At 64.2% G+C, this 20,080-nt stretch carries 19 protein-coding genes and 1 pseudogene; 12 read left to right on the top strand and 8 right to left on the bottom strand.

Annotated features, from left to right (window positions below; genetic code table 11):
* Positions 1 to 46 precede the first annotated feature (46 nt).
* The 6 genes from BC1002_RS23515 to BC1002_RS23490 all read right to left on the bottom strand — a co-directional run bounded on the left by BC1002_RS23515 (position 47) and on the right by BC1002_RS23490 (position 5,769).
* A complete protein-coding gene (locus tag BC1002_RS23515; protein ID WP_013092496.1) occupies positions 47 to 739 on the bottom strand; it encodes a hypothetical protein in 693 nt (230 codons plus the stop codon).
* Entirely contained in the window at positions 739 to 1,221 is a 483-nt protein-coding gene (locus tag BC1002_RS23510) for a glycoside hydrolase family 108 protein (protein ID WP_013092495.1), read from the bottom strand. The genes BC1002_RS23515 and BC1002_RS23510 overlap by 1 nt, the downstream gene beginning before the upstream one ends.
* A gap of 53 nt (positions 1,222 to 1,274) precedes the next feature.
* Positions 1,275 to 2,750, bottom strand: a complete 1,476-nt coding sequence (locus tag BC1002_RS23505) for a tetratricopeptide repeat protein (RefSeq protein ID WP_013092494.1) — start codon at positions 2,748 to 2,750, stop codon at positions 1,275 to 1,277.
* A gap of 285 nt (positions 2,751 to 3,035) precedes the next feature.
* Positions 3,036 to 3,899, bottom strand: a complete 864-nt coding sequence (locus tag BC1002_RS23500; protein ID WP_013092493.1) for an ABC transporter permease — start codon at positions 3,897 to 3,899, stop codon at positions 3,036 to 3,038.
* A 16-nt stretch (positions 3,900 to 3,915) separates the two neighbouring features.
* On the bottom strand, positions 3,916 to 4,710 hold the full coding sequence (locus tag BC1002_RS23495) for an ABC transporter ATP-binding protein (RefSeq protein ID WP_013092492.1): 795 nt from the start codon (positions 4,708 to 4,710) through the stop codon (positions 3,916 to 3,918).
* Positions 4,711 to 4,749: 39 nt separating this feature from the next.
* On the bottom strand, positions 4,750 to 5,769 hold the full coding sequence (locus tag BC1002_RS23490) for an ABC transporter substrate-binding protein (protein WP_013092491.1): 1,020 nt from the start codon (positions 5,767 to 5,769) through the stop codon (positions 4,750 to 4,752).
* Positions 5,770 to 6,048: 279 nt separating this feature from the next.
* Here BC1002_RS23490 and BC1002_RS23485 point away from each other — a divergent pair, with 279 nt between their 5' ends.
* The 4 genes from BC1002_RS23485 to BC1002_RS37885 all read left to right on the top strand — a co-directional run bounded on the left by BC1002_RS23485 (position 6,049) and on the right by BC1002_RS37885 (position 9,485).
* Complete coding sequence (locus BC1002_RS23485) at positions 6,049 to 6,726, top strand: response regulator (RefSeq protein ID WP_013092490.1); 678 nt, start codon at positions 6,049 to 6,051, stop codon at positions 6,724 to 6,726.
* Positions 6,727 to 6,728: 2 nt separating this feature from the next.
* Positions 6,729 to 8,114: a sensor histidine kinase gene (locus BC1002_RS23480; RefSeq protein WP_013092489.1), complete on the top strand. Its 1,386-nt coding sequence runs from the start codon at positions 6,729 to 6,731 to the stop codon at positions 8,112 to 8,114.
* A gap of 124 nt (positions 8,115 to 8,238) precedes the next feature.
* Positions 8,239 to 9,279 carry an ABC transporter substrate-binding protein gene (locus BC1002_RS23475; protein ID WP_013092488.1) on the top strand — a complete coding sequence of 347 codons (1,041 nt, stop codon included), beginning with the start codon at positions 8,239 to 8,241 and terminating at the stop codon, positions 9,277 to 9,279.
* Positions 9,280 to 9,329: 50 nt separating this feature from the next.
* Positions 9,330 to 9,485, top strand: a complete 156-nt coding sequence (locus BC1002_RS37885) for a Two-component sensor kinase domain-containing protein (RefSeq protein WP_013092487.1) — start codon at positions 9,330 to 9,332, stop codon at positions 9,483 to 9,485.
* 96 nt (positions 9,486 to 9,581) lie between these two features.
* On the opposite strand, the gene BC1002_RS23470 is transcribed toward BC1002_RS37885, so the two are convergent.
* Positions 9,582 to 10,421 carry a DNA-binding transcriptional regulator gene (locus BC1002_RS23470; RefSeq protein WP_013092486.1) on the bottom strand — a complete coding sequence of 280 codons (840 nt, stop codon included), beginning with the start codon at positions 10,419 to 10,421 and terminating at the stop codon, positions 9,582 to 9,584.
* A gap of 222 nt (positions 10,422 to 10,643) precedes the next feature.
* Here BC1002_RS23470 and BC1002_RS23465 point away from each other — a divergent pair, with 222 nt between their 5' ends.
* From BC1002_RS23465 to BC1002_RS39025, 8 genes and pseudogenes are all read left to right on the top strand, one after another.
* Positions 10,644 to 12,497, top strand: coding sequence for a bifunctional 3-(3-hydroxy-phenyl)propionate/3-hydroxycinnamic acid hydroxylase (locus tag BC1002_RS23465; RefSeq protein ID WP_013092485.1), 1,854 nt, complete (start codon positions 10,644 to 10,646; stop codon positions 12,495 to 12,497).
* 1 nt (position 12,498) lies between these two features.
* Positions 12,499 to 13,449, top strand: a complete 951-nt coding sequence (locus BC1002_RS23460) for a 3-carboxyethylcatechol 2,3-dioxygenase (protein ID WP_013092484.1) — start codon at positions 12,499 to 12,501, stop codon at positions 13,447 to 13,449.
* 17 nt (positions 13,450 to 13,466) lie between these two features.
* Positions 13,467 to 14,273, top strand: coding sequence for a 2-keto-4-pentenoate hydratase (locus tag BC1002_RS23455; RefSeq protein ID WP_013092483.1), 807 nt, complete (start codon positions 13,467 to 13,469; stop codon positions 14,271 to 14,273).
* A 28-nt stretch (positions 14,274 to 14,301) separates the two neighbouring features.
* Positions 14,302 to 15,252, top strand: a complete 951-nt coding sequence (locus BC1002_RS23450) for an acetaldehyde dehydrogenase (acetylating) (RefSeq protein ID WP_013092482.1) — start codon at positions 14,302 to 14,304, stop codon at positions 15,250 to 15,252.
* Positions 15,253 to 15,274: 22 nt separating this feature from the next.
* On the top strand, positions 15,275 to 16,306 hold the full coding sequence (gene mhpE / locus BC1002_RS23445) for a 4-hydroxy-2-oxovalerate aldolase (protein WP_013092481.1): 1,032 nt from the start codon (positions 15,275 to 15,277) through the stop codon (positions 16,304 to 16,306).
* A gap of 99 nt (positions 16,307 to 16,405) precedes the next feature.
* Entirely contained in the window at positions 16,406 to 17,668 is a 1,263-nt protein-coding gene (gene mhpT, locus BC1002_RS23440; protein ID WP_013092480.1) for a 3-(3-hydroxy-phenyl)propionate transporter MhpT, read from the top strand.
* Positions 17,669 to 17,750: 82 nt separating this feature from the next.
* Complete coding sequence (locus BC1002_RS23435; protein WP_013092479.1) at positions 17,751 to 18,635, top strand: alpha/beta fold hydrolase; 885 nt, start codon at positions 17,751 to 17,753, stop codon at positions 18,633 to 18,635.
* Positions 18,636 to 18,639: 4 nt separating this feature from the next.
* Positions 18,640 to 18,840, top strand: a pseudogene (locus tag BC1002_RS39025) (type II toxin-antitoxin system PemK/MazF family toxin); the annotation flags it as partial.
* Positions 18,841 to 18,887: 47 nt separating this feature from the next.
* Here BC1002_RS39025 and BC1002_RS23430 read toward each other — a convergent pair.
* Positions 18,888 to 19,949, bottom strand: coding sequence for a LacI family DNA-binding transcriptional regulator (locus tag BC1002_RS23430; RefSeq protein ID WP_013092478.1), 1,062 nt, complete (start codon positions 19,947 to 19,949; stop codon positions 18,888 to 18,890).
* Between the last annotated feature and the right edge of the window lie 131 nt (positions 19,950 to 20,080).

The raw sequence follows: 20,080 nt of genomic DNA, 5'->3' as shown, positions 1-20,080 counted from the left end.
TCGGCGTATCTCGTCGCGTGCATGATTCGCTCAACCTGGCATCGACTCAACTGCCGCCAGAGAAGATCGGACCTTGCCCGCCCGGCGCGAACGACGGAAAGTGGTCGCCGGACGGCGCGGCCGCCGCCGGTGCGTGCGGTCCCGACTGCGACGCCGGTTCGCGCAACGTCAAGGCGCTATCGGCCGTGATCGGTACACTTGGCTTCGCGAGCAGCTCGGTCTTGCGCATCGAGCCGACCGACGTGCCGAAGTAATAGCCGATGATGCTGATCCACGCAGTTCCCAACGCGCCGACGATCACGTTGACGAGATCCTTGTTGGTGCCCGGCAGAGGCTGGAACGCCATCAGCAGCAAGATGCCGAAGAAGCCGGTGGTGACGGCCATCGCGAGCACCTTCGGGACCCAGTCGCGATTGGCGACACCCATCGCGCGCGCATTCGCGGTGTCGCTCGTCGCGATGCGGGCCATGTCGGCGTCGTGCGCGAGGCTCGACTGCGCGGCCGTCACCATCAGCTGCTGCAATTGCAGCGAATTCGCGGTTTCGGCCTGGCGAAGTTTTTCGAGCGCGCCGGGGTCGTTCAACGCGGGTTCCACGAAGGCCGGGTCGCTCGGCGTGCCGAGCGCGTGCGAGATGATCGCGGCCGCGGCGGTCACGCCGAGGCCGACCGGACCGCCCACGAGCCCGGCGAGAAGCGGGGCGGTGCTGCTGATGTTCGTCGCTACTTTAGTCCAGTCCATCATGCTGCTCCCAGGAGAAGATTCGCTGCCATGCGTTCGGTCCAGCCGCGGCTGAAACTCGGCCACGAGTGCAGGTTGCGAAGGTACCGCAGACGATAGGCGGCGAAGCGCATCACGAACTTCATCGGATCGGCGTTCTTGACCGCATCGAGCGTGTCGGGGCCGAACTTGCCATCTTCCTTGGCGCCCGACGCTTTCTGCATCCACAGCACGACGAGGCCGCCGTTGTAGTTCGCATCGAAAATCTGGAAGGCCACACGCGGATCGAGTTCGTCGAGATGCAACGGGTCCCAGTACCTGCGCTTGGCGATCTGATGGGCGGTTTCGAGCGGCAGGTCTTTCATCGCGCCGTTATAGCCCTCACTGCGCGCGACGCGCGCCGTCACACCCCACATCGTTTCGCCGCCCGGATCGGCGGGATTGAAGCTGTACCCGCCTTCGTTTCCGATCAAGGCTTTGAATGCATCTTCGAAACTGTCCATCGAACTGTCTCCTGTTCGGCTGTGTTGCCAACTCAAATGGCGATGCGCGCGGCTCAGGCCGCTCGCATCGCCTGTCCTACGGCGTCGCGTACCGTGTCGAGCGAGGCCCGCAGCGGATACGACGTCATCGGATTCGAAACGGGCTTGACGCGCGGGTCAGGCCTCGATGTTTGGGTGTCGGCTTCGTCGGGCGATGCGTCCGTCGAGAGCGCCAGATCGCGTTCGCGCGCCGACAGCGTGCCGGCGTCGAGTTGCAATGCCTGTGCGTACTTGCGCGCGGCCTCGCGCAAAGCGCCTTTGTGTTCCAGCGCGCGGCCCCATTCCGCATAGGATGGCGCGAGGTCGGGACGCAACGCAACGGCGCGCGAGAGCTTTTCGATCGCTTCGTCTTCGTGGCCGGTTTTGACGAGCGCCTCGGCCCAGTCGTGCAGCGTGTCGACGGATTCGGGGTTCATGTCGGCGGCCTGCCTGAATGCTTCGAGTGCTTCGCGATCGTGCTGGTCCGTATGCAACAGCACATCGCCGAGCAGCCGAAGGTTTTCAGCGGTGCGCGACTTTTCGTTCGCGCCGGCACGCAGTTCCGTGAGCGCATCGTCGATGCGGTTCTGCTGTTCGAGCGCGATGCCGAGACTCGCACGTAGCACCGCCGAGTCCTTGTACTGAGTCAAGGCTTCGCGGATCTGCTGCTCGGCCTCTTTCGAACGCTGCTGACTGTCGAGCAACCACGCCTTGCCCGCGACTGCCCATTGGGCCTGCTCGGATGAGGGCAGCGCCAGGACTTCGTCATAGATCCCGACGATGTCGCGATAGTCGCATTGCGCGAGCGAACATTTGGTCTTCTGCACCTGCGTGAACAGATGACTGGCGAGGATGTTAGGTTCGGCGAGGCGCATCGCCATGGTTGCGATGTCGTGCACGAACTTTTCGAGGTCGCGCCCTTCGAACGGCACCGTGCGTTCGCGGCCGTTGAACGGGCCATGTTCTATCTGCACGTGAGCCACATACGAATCCGCGCTGTTGTTCGTCTTCGTGATGCCGACGTGCACGGCGACATCTTCGCGGTGGAGCAGGCCTTTGATGAAGCGCACCGTCGTTGCATACGACAACTCCTGACCCGGGATCTGGATGTCCTGCTGCGCGTCGTTGCTAGTCATCGTGTCGTGCGGAATCGATTGGGCGTCCCGCCCGATCTCCTTCATCGCCGACATGATCCGCTCGGCGACAAAGTTCGACGTATAGCCGCGCTCGGTCAACGATTGCGGCGTCTCCACCGGCGGCACCAGCAATTGACGCGTGAGCACGCCGCGCGCGACGAGGCAGATGGAACCGATCGTCAGCAAGATGACCAACCACGGCAACACATACGGCCAGAGCCGCTTCGGCCCGCGACCGATCACACCGGCGGTATGCAAGCCGAACAGCACGAATCCGCTGGAATGATGACGACGGCGGCGATTCGCGGCGTTGGCGCGTATGACCGCACCGCTGAACCCGTTCATCGACCGACGTTGACCCTGTGCACTCGACATGACCCACCTCGCTTCGATCGGCGATCAATGTTGGCGATCGCCTGACTTGCGCGGTGGGTATGCATCGAGCGTGCCATGGCGCGGGAAGCGGCCGGGCAGGCGGCTGTTGACTTCAGGTGAGGGGATTGAAAGAAAGAAGTGTTGCGGACCGGCCAACGTATCAGGAAAAACAGTTTGCTGGCGGGAGACAGGATGGGAGTTAGCGAATAAAAATGCCGCTCAGTCCAGAAGACCGAGCGGCATCGGTGAAGCGAACTACTGTTTGAGGATTTGCGCTGCGGTGGCTTAAACCGAACTCGGCCGCCACTTCAACAATCGATGCTCCACCGCGGTCAACAGGTAGTCGGCCGCAAGCGCGACCACCGCCAGCACGATCATCGCCGCGAACACGCCGCTCGCATTGAATGCGCCCTGCGCGGTGGAGATCAGCAGACCAATACCCTGCTTCGAGCCGAGAAACTCGCCGACCACCGCGCCGACCAGCGCGAAGCCGAAGCTCACGTGCAGGCTCGCGAGAATCCAGCTCAGCGCCGACGGAATCACGACCGAGGTCGTCACCTGGCGGCGCGACGCGCCGAGGATCTGCGCATTCGCGATCATGTAGCGGTCCGCTTCGCGCACGCCCTGGAATGCGTTGGCGAACACCACGAAGAACACCATCACGACCGCGAGCGCGACTTTCGACGCCATGCCGAGCCCGAGCGCGATCACGAACACCGAGCCGAGCACGACGCGCGGAATCGAGTTAGCGATCTTGATGTACAGGCTGAACACATCGGAGAGCAGCTTGTTGCGGCCGAGCACGATGCCGCAGACGATGCCCGCGACCGAACCGATGATGAAGCCGAGGCCTGTCTCTTCGAGCGTGACCCACACCTGCGTGAGCAGCGGACCTTGCGACGTGCCGTTCACGAACCAGTCGACGATCTGTTCGAAGATCGCGCTCGGCATCGAGAAGAAGAACGGGTCGATCCACTTCAGGCGCGCGGACAGTTCCCAGCCGCCGAGCACGACCACGAGCACCAGAATGCGCAGCGAAATCACCAGAACCTGGCGCTGGCGGATCTTCTTCTGCGCGACACGCTCGACGTGAGCGAGCGACGCGGCGTCGATGCCCGCGGGCATCATCTGTTGAGAGGGTGTAGACATGTTTGCCGTTCCTTGATTAACCGATCTGCACTTCTTCGCGCAGGTCATGCCAGATATCGCGCGAAATCTCGATGAAACGTGAGTCGTAGCGAATCTCCGACGTAATACGCGGTCGCGGCAGATCGATTTCGTAGACTTTCTTCAGCGTGGCGGGGCGTGCGGTCAGCACGAACACGCGGTCGGCGAGCGCAATCGCTTCTTCGAGGTCGTGCGTGACGAACACGACCGAGCCGACGCCGCCCCACAATTGCAGCAGCTCGTCCTGCATCAGCGTGCGCGTCTGCATGTCGAGCGCCGAGAACGGCTCGTCCATCAGCAGGATTTCCGGCTTGTTGATGAAGGTCTGCGCAAGCGCGACGCGCTTGCGCATGCCGCCGGACAGTTGATGCGGATAGTGCTTGCCGAACTTGTCGAGGCCCACGCGGCGCAGCCATTCGTTCGCTTCGTCGTAGGCGGCCGATTTCGAACGGCCGCGATAGAGCGGACCCGCCGCGACGTTGTCGAGCACCGAGCGCCACGGAAACACCGCATCGGCCTGGAACACGAAACCGATGCGCGGATCGATACCGTCCACCGGCGCGCCCATCACGCGCACTTCGCCGGTGGTCGGCTTCAGCAAGCCGGTGATCATGCTGAGCGTGGTGGACTTGCCGCAGCCGGTCGGACCGACCACCGCGACGAATTCGCCGCGTGCCACCGACATGCTGAAGTCGCGCAGCGCGATCGTGGCCTTGCCGTCCGGGGAAATGAAACGGCACGACACGTTGCGCATTTCGATCGCTGGCGTCTCGCGTGACATAGGTTGATTCATCGGCGGGTGCCTCGCAGTTCTGTGAAGATGAATGAAGCGTTACTTCGACGCGGTCTTGACCGGCGCCGACAGGAAGTCGTTGGTGTAGGTCTTGGCGAGATCGATATGCTTGCCCTTCACCGACGGATTGAATGCGGACAGCACCTTCAGCACCGTGTCGGGGCCGTCGGCGGGCATCTTGCCGTCCTTCGTGAACATCGGCAGCGACGCCTTCAGCGCATTCACGTACAGGTCTTTGTTGTTGCCGTAGTAGTCCTTCGGCATCTTCGCGGCGATGTCCTCGGCGCTATGCGTCGCGATGAAGTTCAGCGTCTTCGCGAACGCGTGCGACAGCTTCGCGGCGTCGTCCTTGTGCGATTCGGCCCACGCGCGCTGCACGTAGAAGCTCGACGCGGGGTAGGTGCCGCCGAGCGCGGCGCGCGTGCCGTCCACCGTGCGCATATCGACCAGCACCTTCGCGTCGCCGGTCTTCAGCAGTTGCGAAACGGTCGGCTCCGTGGTCATGCCGGCGTCGATGCGGCTTTGCTTGACGGCGGCGATGAAGCTGTTGTCCGCGCCGACCGGCAACATCGTGTATTGCGTCGACGGCACACCCGCGCGCTGCGCGAGATACTGCGTGAGGAAGCTCGTCGACGAACCGAGGCCGGTCACGCCGAGCGTCTTGCCCTTGACGTCGGCCATGCTCTTCAGCGAATCGGCCGCCTTGGTCGAGACCATTTCGACTTCGCCCGGCACCTGGCCGAAGACGACCAGCGCCTGCACTTCCTTGCCCTTGCTCTGCAGATCGATCGTGTGATCGTAGAAGCCGACCACGCCTTGCACCGCACCCGCGAGCAGTTCGTTCTCCGCGTCGACACCGGCCGGTTGCGACAGGATTTCGACGTCGAGGCCTTCGTCCTTGAAGTAGCCGAGCTGCTCGGTGAGCTTGGCCGGCAGATAGATGATCTTGGTGGCGCCGCCGACCATGATCGTGATCTTCTCGGCATGTGCTGCGGCCGAAGCGGCGGCAACGGCGAACGCAACTCCTGACACAACGGCAAGCTGGCGCAAGGTACGCATGAAGCAGTCTCCTTAGGTGGGTCGCCGCGATGGTCGTGCGCGGCGTTTTTCTGGGTGAATGGCAGCGATTATAGAAACGCGAAACCTTCTGGCAGCTTTCGGGGTTTGGCGCAAAACATGGGTGTTAACCCGACGATGGGCCGACGCCGCGCCGAAATTGCCAGCGAATCGCCGCCGCGCTCGCGGCAGCCACTGGACGTATGCTGTAGACCACACTGCACGCGCGCAGACCCCTTGTTTTAAGGCACAATCGACGACCTGACTTTTGCCGTTCCCGCCATGAAGCTGCTGCTGATCGAAGACAACCCCACGCTTGCGCACTGGCTCGCGAAGATGCTGGAGCAGGAAGCCTTCGCGCTCGACGCCGTGCAGGACGGCGATGAAGCCGACCGCCTGCTGCGCACCAATCACTACGACGTGATCCTGCTCGACCTGAACCTGCCGAAGCTGTCAGGCAAGAACGTGCTGCGCCGGCTGCGTCAGCGTGGCGACGCGACGCCGGTGCTGATCCTGACCGCGAGCGGCTCGATCGACGAGAAGGTGGAACTGCTCGGCGCCGGCGCCGACGACTACCTGGTGAAGCCGTTCGAGGTGCGCGAGCTGATCGCGCGCATCAAGGTGGCGATCCGGCGGCAGTCGCCGTCGAAAGCGAGCGAGGTGGTGTGCGGCGACCTGTCGTTCGACATCGACACCCGTCAGTTCACGCTGAAGGGCGCGCCACTGAACGTGACGCCGCGCGAGCGTTCGGTGCTCGAAGCGCTGATCCTGCGCCTCGGCAAGACGGTGACGAAGCCCGCGCTCGTCGATGCGATCTTCACGCTCGCCGACGAGCCGAGCGAAGACGCGGTCGAGATCTACATTTCGCGTCTGCGCAAGAAGCTCGATGGCAGCTCGGCTGCGATCGTCACGCTGCGCGGGCTCGGCTATCTGCTGCGCAAGCGGGAAGACGACCAGTAACGATGTCCAATAGTCTGCGCATACGCCTGCTGTGGTGGCTGCTGGTGCCGCTCGCGCTCTATGTGTTCGTGACCGGCAAAACCGAGTACGACAACGCGCGGCACACCGCGAATCTGGTGCAGGACAACCAGCTGGTCGCGTCGGCGCGGATGATCGCGGGCGAGGTCGAATGGAGCGACGGCTTTCTGCGCGTCGATGTACCGCCCGCCGCGCTCGAGATCTTCGCGTCGCCATATCGCGACCAGGTGTTCTACAGCGTGCGTGTCGACGATGGGCGGCTGCTCGCGGGTACGCCTGATTTTCCGCCGCGTCCGCTGCGCGCGCCCGACGTGCCCGATTCGTACTACACCGAGTTGCACGGCCAGCAGGTGCGCGCGGTCGACATCGTGCGGTTCATGTACGACAACGGCGCGACGCGCCCTGTGCGCGTGACGGTCGGCAAGACCGTGCGCTCGCGCGACGCGATGACGCAACAGCTGTGGCGGCCGCAACTCGTGCGCCAGCTCGAAATGATCGCGCTGGCGGTCGCACTCGTTTGCATCGGGCTCACGTTCGAGCTGCGCCCGTTGATGAAGGTGAAAGACGAGGTGGCCGACCGCGATCCGATGCAGCTCGAACCGATCCGCGTCGAGCGTCTGCATTCGGAACTGCGGCCGATCGTCGACGCGATCAATCAGTGCATCGCGCGGCTCGGCGTGCAGGTGGCGGCGCAGCGGCGCTTCATCGCGGACGCCGCGCATCAGTTGCGCACGCCGCTCACGCTGCTCGGCACGCAACTGCAGTTCGCGCGGCAGCAGGAAGGCCTCAATCCCGCGCTCGACGAAGCGCTTGCCGCGATGCATCGAAGCAATCGCTCGATGGTCGGTCTGACCAACAAGCTGCTGTTGCTCGCGCAGGCCGAGGCCGCCGACAACTCGCAACTCGCAATGGAACGCGTCGATCTGGTGCCGCTCGCGATGGAGGTCGTCGAAGATCTCGGGCTGCTCGCGCAGGCGCGCGAAATCGATCTGGGCGCGGAATTGCACGGCGCGGCGCCAGTGCTCGGACATCGCGGCCTGTTGCAGGCACTGATCGCGAACCTCGCCGAGAACGCGATTCGCTATACGGGCAGCGGCGGTCACGTGACGGTCGCCGTGAGCGCGGATACGGAGGCCAATACGGTGACGGTCGGCGTGACCGACAACGGCCCCGGCATTCCGGCCGAAGCGCGCAGCCGCGTGTTCGAGCCGTTCTTTCGCGCGTCGACGGATACGGAAGGCACGGGCCTCGGTCTGGCGATCGTGCGCGAAATCGCGGACGCGCATCACGGCGAGATCGTGCTGAAGACGGGCGAGGGCGGCAAGGGCGTGGATATCGCCGTGACCTTTCCGCGCGCGACGCCGAAGTGATCGGGACACCCGAGGTTCGCGCAACAGGTACCGCCCTGAAAGCATCGGGAAGGGTTCGTCCCTTCAGAATCACGGGCAGGCGATCCGCGCGGCGCCCGGATGCAAGATAACGGAGACACCCGCAATGAAGCTTTCCTCGACGCGTTTCTCGCGCGCGGCCTATGCCGCGGTCGCGGCGTCGCTCGCATTTTGCGCGCTCGCGAGGGTTGCGACGCCTGCGCAAGCCGCCGCGCCGGAGAAACTCGCGATCATGGTGGGCGGCACCAACAAGCTCATCTATCTGCCGGCGCGTCTTGCCGAACAGCTCGGCTATTTCAAGGCGGAAGGGCTCGACGTCGAACTGCTGTCGCAGCCGACTGGAATAGAAGGCGAGAACGAAATGCTCGCCGGCGCGGTGCAGGGCGTGGTCGGCTTTTACGATCACACGATCGATCTGCAAACACGCGGCAAGGAAGTGAAGACGATCGTCGTGTTCAGTCAGGTGCCCGGCGAAGTGCAACTGGTCGCGGCGAAGTCGGTCGCTTCGATCCGGAGCATGGCCGACGTGCGCGGCAAAACGCTCGGCGTGACAGGGCTCGGCTCCTCGACGAGTTTTCTGACGCAATACCTGGCGCAGCGCGCGGGCGTGCCGTCCACGCAATACACACTGCTGCCGGTCGGCGCGGACAGCAGTTTCATCGACGCGATGCGGCAAGGACGTATTCACGCGGGAATGACGACCGAGCCGACCGTCACTCAGCTATTGAAAGCGGGCGACGCCAAAGTACTCGTCGATATGCGCAATGTCGACGGCACGCGCGCCGCGCTCGGCGGCATGTATCCGGCGTCGAGCCTCTACGTGCAAAGCACGTGGCTCGACGCGCATCCCGACGAAGCTGCGAAACTCGCGCGCGCATTCGTCAAGACACTGCGCTATATGCATACCCACAGCGCGGAACAGATCGCCGCGCTGATGCCAAAAGAAGACGTCGGCAACGACAGGGCGCTGTATATCAGCGCGTTGCAGGCTTCGCTGCCGATGTACACCGTCGACGGCAAGATGCCCGCCGACGGTCCGCAGACGGTGCTGAAGGTACTGTCGAGTTTCAATCCGGCGGTGAAGGGGCGGTACATCGATCTGTCGCGCACGTTTACCAATCAGTTCGTCTCTGACGTGAAGCCTTGAAAGCGGGCTGACCGGGTGGGTCGCATCGAGCACAAGAGGATCGGCACATCGTGTTTTCAGGCAGTTTGCGCGGACGCTTGTTGTGGTGGCTGTTGTTGCCGCTGGCCGCGTTCGTCTCCATTTCCGTCGTCATTTCGTACCGTTTCGCGCAGAACACCGCGGACCTGGTGCAGGACAATGCGCTGCCTGAGATGACCGCGCGATAAAAGCGCATTCGCACGCGGTTCCAAGATGCCAGACGGCTTACGAATACCTTTATCGGATCGATCTCTTAACATCTCGATAAGGTTTCGAAAGCGGCCTCACGACTTCCGCTCGCGCGCCGCGCGCGTTTTACCCGCTCCGCTCTTCGCGTTGGTCTGCACCGCGAGTTCCTCGACCATCTCACGCGCGGCCGTCTGCAACTCGGGCACATAGCGCCGCTTCGCTTCCGCGAGCGACACCGCGCGCGACAGAAACACCACGTTCAAGCTCGCTAGCACCCGCTCCTCGAACACGATCGCGACGGCCACCGCGCCGATCTTCCCCTGGTCCGCCCAGTCGCCGTGATTCGAGCCAAACCCATCCGAGCGCACGCGTCTCACCAGACTGCGGATCAACGCGTCGTTCGACGCGAGCGCCTTCTGCTCCTCGCCACCGGCGCCCGCGCGCAGCAGATCGAGAATGTCCTCGCGCTCTTCATCGGGGCACATCGCGAAGTACGCGCGGCCCGCCGCGGTGAGCAGCATCGGCAAACGGCGGCCGACCATCGCGCGATGAAACGACAGCGTACTGAAGCGGTGGGTGGTCTCGCGGATGATCATCGCGTCGCCGTCGGGCGTGGTCAGATCGGACGGCCACGCGACGCGTTGCAGCAGACGCCCCATGACCGGCGGCGCGATCGTCGCGATGCGTTCGTCGTCCGTGAAGCCTTCGCTCAGGGCGCGCACTTTCAGCGTGAGCCGAAAGCTGTCGTCCGACGCGCTGCGCCGCACGAAGCCATCCTCCATCAACGTCTCGAGCAGCCGCCGCGCGGTGGTGCGATGCAGGCCGGTCAGCTCGCTGATCTGCTGGCTCGTCGCGCGGCCGCTGTCCATCGAGTTGAGTGCTTGCAGCACCTGCAAGCCACGCGACAGACCTCGCACATTCGTGTACCTGGTCACTTAAAACCTCAATCAAATCAACTGTGTGCATTCTATGCACATTTTCCACATTTTGTTGAGCGGGCAGGTGGGCGGTCCTAGACTGCCAACAAATCAACGATTTCATGGAGACGCGAGCCGTTGCCCGCAGGCGATTTTTTCGCTGTGGGCACCGCTGGTTCCCGCCTGCCGCGCTCCGTGAATAGCTCGACCCGGTCACCCTGGTCGACATACGGAGACACCATGCCCCAATCGCTCGACCCGGTGGCCGCGCAAGGCCACAGCGTAACCGTCACCACCGACGTCGCGATCATCGGCGCCGGCCCGGTCGGTTTGATGATCGCCAACTATCTCGGCCTGCAGGGCGTACGCGTCGTGCTGATCGAAAAGCTCGACAAGATCATCGACTATCCGCGCGCCATTGGCCTCGATGACGAAGCACTGCGCGTGTTCCAGACCGTCGGCCTTGCCGATGCATTACTGCCGCACACAACTCCCGATCACTGGATGCGCTTCGTCACCAGCAACGGTCACTGCTTCGCATCGATCGAACCGCGCACCGACGAATTCGGCTGGTCGCGCCGCAATGCATTCATTCAGCCGCTGGCCGATCGCGTGCTGTACGACGGCCTGCAACGCTTCCCGCACGTCGAGGTGCTGTTCGGCCACACCGTCAACTCGTTCACCCAGGACGGCAGCGGCGTCACGATCGAAGCGGAACATGCGCAGAGCGGCCGCCGCACGATCCGCGCGTCGTACATGGTCGGTGCGGACGGCGGTAACAGCTTCGTGCGCCGCACGCTCGACGTGCCGTTCGAGGGCCGTACGAAGCCGAATCAGTGGATCGTCGTCGATGTGCGCAACGATCCGATCGGCTCACCGCACGTGTACATGCACTGCGATCCGCGGCGACCGTATGTGTCGGCCGCGCTGCCGCACGGCATTCGCCGATTCGAATTCATGGTGATGCCGGGCGAGACCGAGGAAGAGCTGTCGAAGCCGGAGAACATGGCCGCGCTGATCCGCAAGGTCGTCGCCGAGCCGGACAAGGTCGACTACATCCGCAAGCGCGTCTACACGCACAACGCACGCCTCGCGAGCAGCTTCCGCGTGAACCGCGTGCTGCTCGCCGGCGACGCCGCGCACATCATGCCGGTGTGGCAGGGGCAGGGCTACAACAGCGGCATTCGCGACGCGAGCAACCTCAGCTGGAAACTCGCGATGGTGGTCAAGGGTGTCGCCGGCGATGCGCTGCTCGATACCTACACCGCCGAGCGCCGTTCGCATGCGCGCTCGATGATTCACCTGTCCGAAGTGGCGGGCGACATCTTCGCGCCGACGAGCCGCTTCGGCATCAAGTTCCGCGACGCGTTCGTGCGTACGTTCAACTGGTTTCCGGCGGTCAAGCGCTACTTCGTCGAAATGCGTTTCAAGCCGATGCCGCGCTATGAAAGCGGCGTCGTGCTGCTCGCGCACACGCCGCGCAAGCGTGGCCGGCTCGCGCGAGTGCTCGAACGCTCGGGCCATTCGGCGCCGGGCCGCCTGCTAGGTTTGATGAGCGAGAAGCGCGAATCGCGCCTCGGACGTCTCGTGTATGGGCGCGACCCGCATTGTCATTCGCCGGTCGGCCGCATGTTCATTCAGCCGCGCGTACGGACGGCGAGCGGCGAGGTCGTGCGGCTCGACGATGTGCTCGGCAACCGCTTCGCGATCGTCGGCTGGGGCGCGGAACCGACCTTCGGTTTGTCGGAGGAAGCGCGCGCGATCTGGCAGCGGCTCGGCGGCTGCTTCGTGGTCGCGAAGCCGGACACGCAACTGTCTTTTCATGACGACGTGCCGGAGGACGTGATTGCCATCGGCGATGTGAACACGCGGCTGAAGGACTGGTTCACGCGAGTGCCGGAATCGGTCGTGCTGTTGCGTCCCGATCGTTTCGTCGCGGGCATGGGCTCGCCGCAGCAGGTGTCGCAACTGGTCGTCGAACTCGCGCAGAAGCTGCATCTCGACGCGGCAATGCGTGCTGAGGTGGCGGATGCCAGCAACGCAGCAGCGTTCGCGCGCGATGCCGTTGCCGCTTTCGCAACCGCCGGAGCCTGATATGCCGATGCTGCTCGAATGCCTGTCGCACACGCCGTTGCACGGCTATTACGATCCCGCGCCCGAAGTCGTCGCCGAAGTCGAGCGTGTGCATGCGGCGGCGCGTGCGCGCGTCGTCGAGTTCGATCCCCAACTGGTCGTCGTGTTCGCGCCCGATCATTACAACGGCTTTTTCTATGACGTGATGCCGCCGTTCTGCATCGGCGCATCGGCGAGCGCGATCGGCGACTTCAAGAGCCTCGCCGGTCCGCTGAACGTGCCCGCCGATACCGCGCTCGAACTGGCCGAAGCGGTGCTCGCGAGCGACGTCGACGTCGCGGTCTCCTACCGCATGCAGGTTGATCACGGTTGCGCGCAAGCGCTGGAGATTCTGACCGGCGGACTCGATCGATATCCGGTCGTGCCGGTGTTCATCAACTCGGTGGCCGCGCCGATGGCTTCCTGCCGCCGCGCGCGTCTGCTCGGCGATGCGTTGGGCCGCGCGCTCGCACGCTCGGATCGACGCGTGCTCGTGATCGGCTCGGGCGGCATCTCACACGAGCCCCCAGTGCCGGAACTTGCGGGCGCGAGCGAGGAAGTCGCCGAGCGTCTGATCGCGGGCCGCAATCCGTCGGCCGAGTCGCGCGCGGCGCGGCAGGCACGCACGATCGCGGCGGCGCGCGCGTTCACCGCGGGCGACAGCCGTCTGCATCTGCTCAATCCCGAATGGGACCGCGCGTTCCTGAAGCTGCTTGAAGACGGTGAACTCACCGCGCTCGACGGCCTGACCAACAACGCGATCACGCGCGATGGCGGTAAATCGGCGCACGAAATCCGCACGTGGATCGCCGCGTTCGGCGCGCTGAACGCGAGCGGCCCGTATCGCGCGTCGCTCGATTACTACCGTCCGATCCCCGAATGGATCGCGGGCTTCGGCGCGATGCACGCGCAACCCGTGACTGCCCACGTCTAACTCAATCAGGAACCGCTATGAGCACTCAAAGCAATCTCGACGCGCTGGCCCTGCGCCTGCGCGAATCGGAACGTACGCGCGTGACCATCGCGCCACTGCGCGAGGACGCGCGTTTCGTCGAACTGTCGAACCCCGCCGATGCCGAGCAGCTCGCGTACGCGGTGCAGCAGGCCAACGTGGCCGCGCGCGTCGCGGCGGGCGAACGCATCGTCGGCCGCAAGATCGGACTCACGTCGCCGGCGGTGCAGCGTCAACTCGGTGTCGATCAGCCCGATTTTGGCGCGCTGTTCGCATCGATGGCGTATGGCGATAGCCAGCCGATTCCGCTTGGCGAGCTGATCCAGCCGAAGGTCGAGGCGGAGATCGCGCTCGTGCTCGAACACGATCTGCTGCACGAGCGCCACACGTATGCCGATCTGATGCGCGCAACCGCGTATGCGGTCGCGGCGATCGAAGTGGTGGACAGCCGCATCGAGGGCTGGAACATCCGTTTCGTCGACACGGTCGCGGACAACGCGTCGAGCGCGCGCTTCGTGCTCGGCGGCCGCCCGGTGCTGCTGCGCGATATCGATCTCGCGGCCTGCGCGATGACGCTGTCAAAGGATGCCGAAGTCCTGTCGCGCGGCAATGGCGCCGCGTGTCTCGGCAATCCGCTGAACGCCGCTGCCTGGCTCGCGGATCGCATGGTCCGGCTCGGCACGCCGCTGCGTGCCGGCGACGTGCTGATGACGGGCGCTTTAGGCCCGATGGTCGCGGTCGCGCAGCCGGGCACCTTCAGCGCGCAGATCGACGGCCTCGGCAGCGTCCGCGCGACTTTCGCGTAATACAGCAAGCACTCGATTGGGGACACATATGGCATCCGAAAAACTCAAGGCCGCGATCATCGGCTCGGGCAACATCGGCACCGATCTGATGATCAAGATCCTGCGTCACGGCAAGCATCTCGAAGTCGCGGCGATGGTCGGCATCGATCCGAACTCCGACGGTCTCGCGCGCGCCGCGCGGCTTGGCGTTGCTACCACGCATGAAGGCGTCGAAGGTCTGACGCGTCTGCCCGTGTTCGAAGACATCGATTTCGTGTTCGACGCGACCTCGGCCGGCGCACACGTGAAGAACGATGCGTTCCTGCGCGCTTGCAAGCCTGGCATTCGCCTGATCGACTTGACGCCCGCGGCGATCGGGCCGTACTGCGTGCCGGTCGTCAATCTCGACACACACCTCGCCGCGCCGAACGTGAACATGGTCACCTGCGGCGGTCAGGCAACGATCCCGATGGTCGCAGCCGTGTCTCGCGTCGCGAACGTGCATTACGGGGAGATCGTCGCGTCGATCAGCAGCAAGTCGGCGGGCCCAGGCACGCGCGCGAATATCGACGAGTTCACCGAGACGACTTCGAAGGCGATCGAAGTGGTCGGCGGCGCGGCAAAAGGCAAGGCGATCATCGTACTCAACCCGGCCGAACCGCCGGTGATGATGCGCGACACCGTCTACACGCTGTCGGAGATGGCCGACCTCGACAAGGTCGAGCAGTCGATCCAGGCGATGGTCGCGAAGGTTCACGCCTATGTGCCCGGCTATCGCCTGAAGCAGAAGGTGCAGTTCGACGAAATCCCCGCTAACGCGCCGCTCAATATTCCGGGCCTCGGCAAGTTCAGTGGTCTGAAGACTTCGGTGTTCCTCGAAGTGGAAGGCGCCGCGCACTACCTGCCCGCCTATGCCGGCAATCTCGACATCATGACTTCGGCCGCGCTCGCGACCGCCGAGCGCATGGCGCAGGCGCTCGTGCAGGCATCAGAGGCATAAGAGGATCAAGGAGACTTCCCGCATGGACAAGAAACTGTATATCTCCGACGTGACGCTGCGCGATGGCAGCCACGCCATTCGCCACCAGTACTCGATCCAGAACGTGCAGGACATCGCGCGCGCATTGGACAAGGCGAAAGTCGATTCGATTGAAGTCGCGCACGGCGATGGCCTGCAAGGTTCAAGCTTCAACTACGGCTTCGGCGCGCATAGCGACCTCGAATGGATCGAAGCGGTCGCCGACGTGGTCAAGCACGCGAAGATCGCGACACTGCTGCTGCCCGGCATCGGCACGATCCACGATCTGAAGGCTGCGTATAACGCGGGCGCACGCGTGGTCCGCGTGGCGACGCACTGCACGGAAGCGGACATTTCCAGGCAGCACATCGAATACGCACGCGAACTCGGCATGGACACCGTCGGCTTCCTGATGATGAGCCACATGACCACGCCGGAGAACCTCGCCATCGAAGCGAAGAAGATGGAGAGCTACGGCGCGACCTGCATCTATGTGGTCGATTCAGGCGGCGCGCTGACGATGAACGACGTGCGCGACCGCTTCCGCGCGGTGAAGGCCGTGCTGAAACCCGAAACGCAAACGGGCATGCACGCGCACCACAACCTGTCGCTGGGTGTGGCCAATTCCATCGTCGCGGTGGAAGAAGGCTGCGATCGCATCGATGCATCGCTCGCGGGCATGGGCGCGGGCGCGGGCAATGCGCCGCTCGAAGTGTTCATCGCGGCCGCCGAGCGCATGGGCTGGAATCACGGCACCGACCTCTACACGCTGATGGACGCCGCCGACGACATCGTGCGTCCGCTGCAGGACCGGCCGGTGCGCGTGGACCGCGAAACGCTCGCGCTCGGTTATGCGGGTGTGTATTCGAGCTTCCTGCGTCATTCGGAAGTGGCCGCGAAGAAGTACGGCCTGAAGACCGTCGACATTCTGGTCGAGCTGGGCAAGCGCCGTATGGTCGGCGGCCAGGAAGACATGATCGTCGACGTCGCACTGGATCTGAAGCGCGCACGCGCAACCGACGCAGCGGCTTCATGACTCAGACGCTGCGCGGCGGCGCCGCATGCCGCCCGCGGCGTTCATTTCATCCAGCAAGGTCGCCGCAAGAGCGACGCTGATTCAACATTGGAGACATTCATGCGGCAGTCAACACAAGCAACGCAAACATCGCAGTCGACGAAACCGTTCGCCAACGGCGCGCTGACGATCGGGCTCTGCCTGATCGTCGCGCTGCTCGAAGGCGTGGACCTGCAAGCGACCGGCCTCGCTGCACCGCGCATGGCGCGCGAATTCCATCTCGCGGTCGCGCAGATGGGCTGGGCGTTCAGCATCGGCGCATTCGGGCTGCTGCCCGGAGCCGCGATCGGCGGACGTCTCGCCGACCGGCTCGGGCGCAAGCGCGTGCTGATGTGGTCGGTCGCGCTGTTCGGTCTCTTCTCGCTCGCGACCGCGCAGGTGTGGGACCTGAACAGTCTGCTCGCGGCGCGCTTTCTGACCGGGCTCGGTCTGGGCGCGGCGATGCCGAATCTGATCGCGCTGTGTTCGGAAGCGGCGCCGCCGCATCAGCGCAACACCGCGGTCGGTGCGATGTACTGCGGCATGCCGTTCGGCGCGGCGCTCGCGGCGGTGGTCGGGATCATCAGCCCGGGCGATGAGGGCTGGCGGCATATCTTCTACGTCGGCGGGTTCGGGCCGTTGCTGGTGCTGCCGTTGCTTGCGCTGTTCCTGCGCGAGTCGGCGCAGTTCGTCGCGGCGCGTGCAACCACGGACGCGCGGCGCGATGCAGCCGCTAGCGTGACGCGCGCACTGTGGCAGGAAGGACGCGCGAGCACGACGATCGCGTTGTGGATCAGCTATCTCGGCACGCTGATCGTGCTGTATTTCCTGATCAACTGGCTGCCGTCGCTCGTGTTGACGCGCGGTCTGACGCGCGTGCAGTCGGGGGTCGTGCAGATGATGTTCAACATCGGCGGCGGCATCGGCGCAATCGTGATCGCCGGCATGATGGACCGGATGGGCCGGCGCCGCACGGTCGCGGGCATGTATGTCGGCATCGTGGTTGCGCTTGGCGCGTTGCTGAGCGCGAACGGCGGCACGTCGATGGCGTGGGGCGGTCTGCTCGCGGGGCTGTTCCTGGTCGGCGGCCAGTCGGTGTTGTACGCGCTGGCAAGCAGCCTGTATCCGACCGAAGTGCGTGGCACCGGTGTCGGCGCGGCCGTGGCGGTGGGCCGTCTCGGCTCGATCCTCGGACCTTTGATCGCGGGGCAACTGCTCGCGATCGGTCAGGGCGCGAGCGTGCTGCTCGGCGCGAGCATTCCGCTGATCGCGCTTGCCGCGATTGGCGCATGGCTCGTCGTGAATCGCTCGACGCTTCGATATACCGCGGCGGCCGCGCAGTAGTTTTTGCGGCGTGAAATACCGGGCGGGTCTGCCGTCGGCCGCGGCCCGCAGTCACTTAACTCGTGAAAGAAAGGAATTCGACATGAGCAATACCAACACGCAAGCCGTGGCGATCAGTGAAGAAGCGACCAGCAGATTCGTCCGGATCACGGAAGATGGCCGCGAGATGCAACTGCACTACAACGACGTGGGGCAGGGCAAGGAGACGGTCGTGATGCTGCACGGCTCCGGAGCGGGCGCGACCGGCTGGGCCAACTTCAATCGCAACGTCGAGCCGCTCGTCGCGGCGGGCTATCGCGTGATCCTGATGGACTGCCTCGGTTGGGGCAAGAGCGACCCGATCGTCTGCAAGGGTTCTCGCTCGGAACTCAACGCGCGCTGCCTGAAAGCGTTGCTCGATGCGCTCGATATCGAACGCGCGCATCTCATCGGCAACTCGATGGGCGGGCATAGCGCGGTCGCGTTCGCACTGCTGGAACCTAAGCGCGTCGGCAAGCTCGTGCTGATGGGCGGCGGCACCGGCGGCCCGAGCCAGTTCGTGCCGATGCCGACCGAAGGCATCAAGCTTCTGCAGGGGCTGTACCGCAACCCGACTATCGAGAATCTGCAGCGGATGATGAGCGTCTTCGTGTTCGACACCAAAGCGTTGACCGAAGACCTGATGCAGGCGCGTCTCGCGAATATGTTGGCGCGGCGCGACCACCTCGAAAATTTCGTCGCGAGCCTCGCCGCGAATCCGAAGCAGTTCAACGACTACGGGCCGCGCCTTGGCGAAGTGGCCGCGCCGACGCTCGTGATCTGGGGTCGCGACGATCGCTTCGTGCCGATGGACGTCGGCCTGCGGCTCGTCGCCGGGATGCCCAACGCCGATCTGCATGTGTTCGGCCGCTGCGGGCATTGGGCGCAGTGGGAGCATGCGGACAAGTTCAACCGGATGGTGGTTGAGTTCCTGGGACGCGAGGGGTAAGGCGATCACGCAAGGCGGTGAGTTCGCTCGATACGCCGGGTTCGCAGTACCGCTCTCGGGTTCAGGAACAGAAACTCAGGGGGTCGCTCTGGCGAACATGGTTCGCACTCTGGACCTCGAGCAATGCGGCGCACGCAAAGTCGAGCGCGCTCCCGCCGAGGTGGTCGAGCACGCGCTTGCTCGCCTTCAAACGATTCTGGAATGACGGCAAAGACGATATGACCCAGGCCGCGTGCGCGGCGAGTGACCCAATCACTCCGCCGCCCGCATCCCACTCATACTCTTTCGCGTGCGAGCATCCTCGTCCACTGCCTCCCCCACCTGCCGCCTAACCGTCGACTCCCGCACCACCAGATGCGGATCGAGCATCGAATAACCGGCGTTTGCTTCGCTCTTGCCGTGCAGTTCGTCGAGCAGCTTCATCATCGCCAGCTCACCCATCCTCTCGCTCTGAAAGTCCACCGAGGTCAGCGCCGGCGACGCGTACTCGCCATACGGCACGTTATCGAACCCGGCGATCGAAACATCGCGCGGCAACGAGAAGCCCAGCTCGCGCGCTTCCTTGATAAAGCCGAGCGCGATCAGATCGTTGTAGCAGATCACGGCATCCGGTCGTTTCGGGCCGAGCATCAGGCCCGAACACGCGCGCTCGCCGGCCGCGGCCGACGGACTTTGCGCATCGTAAACGTCGAGCGACAGCCCGTATTCGTCGAGACAATTGCGAATGCCGCGAATGCGCTCGTCGTTCCAGCGCGAGCGGCCAAAGCCGAGATACGCAATGCGCTTGTGACCGAGCTTGAGCAGATGGTTCGCGAGCATATAGCCGGCGAGATTGCTGTCGGTGCCGACGCTCGAAATCTGAAAGCGCGAGCTGCGCCCGAACAGCACGACCGGCTTGCCGAGATCGAGCAGCCATTGCACCGAATCGTCGGGCATCCGTGAGCTGACGATCATGCCGTCGACGCGTTGCGCGAGCGACTCGATCAGCGTCTGTTCGCGCTCCTGGCTCTCTTCGGTATCGACTAGCAGCAGCGTGTAGTCGTGCTGAAGCGCGACCCGATTGGCGCCCTTCACGATGTTGGTGAAATGCGGATTGCGGATATCGAGAATCGCGAGACCGATGGTGCGCGTGCGCCCGGTGATCATCGAACGCGCGAGCGGATTCGAACGGTAGCCGAGCTGCTCGATCGCCTCCTTCAGGCGCGCCTCGACCGCGGGGGTAAAGCGCTGGGTCCCATTCATGTACTTCGATACGGTCGCGACCGACACGCCCGCGGCGGCCGCGACGTCGCGGATGGTGGCACCCTTCTTCATCGGTAGAGGATAACGTTTTCCTATGATTTTTTAATAGTATCGGCTATCGCAAAACGCGTAAAGACGAACGCCTTGCAGTGCCGCGTTGCACTGGCTGGAACCGTATGCGGCTGGCAAACTGCCGCACGAAG

This window comes from Paraburkholderia atlantica, assembly GCF_000092885.1.
Taxonomy (GTDB): domain Bacteria; phylum Pseudomonadota; class Gammaproteobacteria; order Burkholderiales; family Burkholderiaceae; genus Paraburkholderia; species Paraburkholderia atlantica.
The sequence above is the reverse complement of the archived record's forward strand: the minus strand, read 5'-3'. Positions and strand labels throughout refer to the sequence as shown.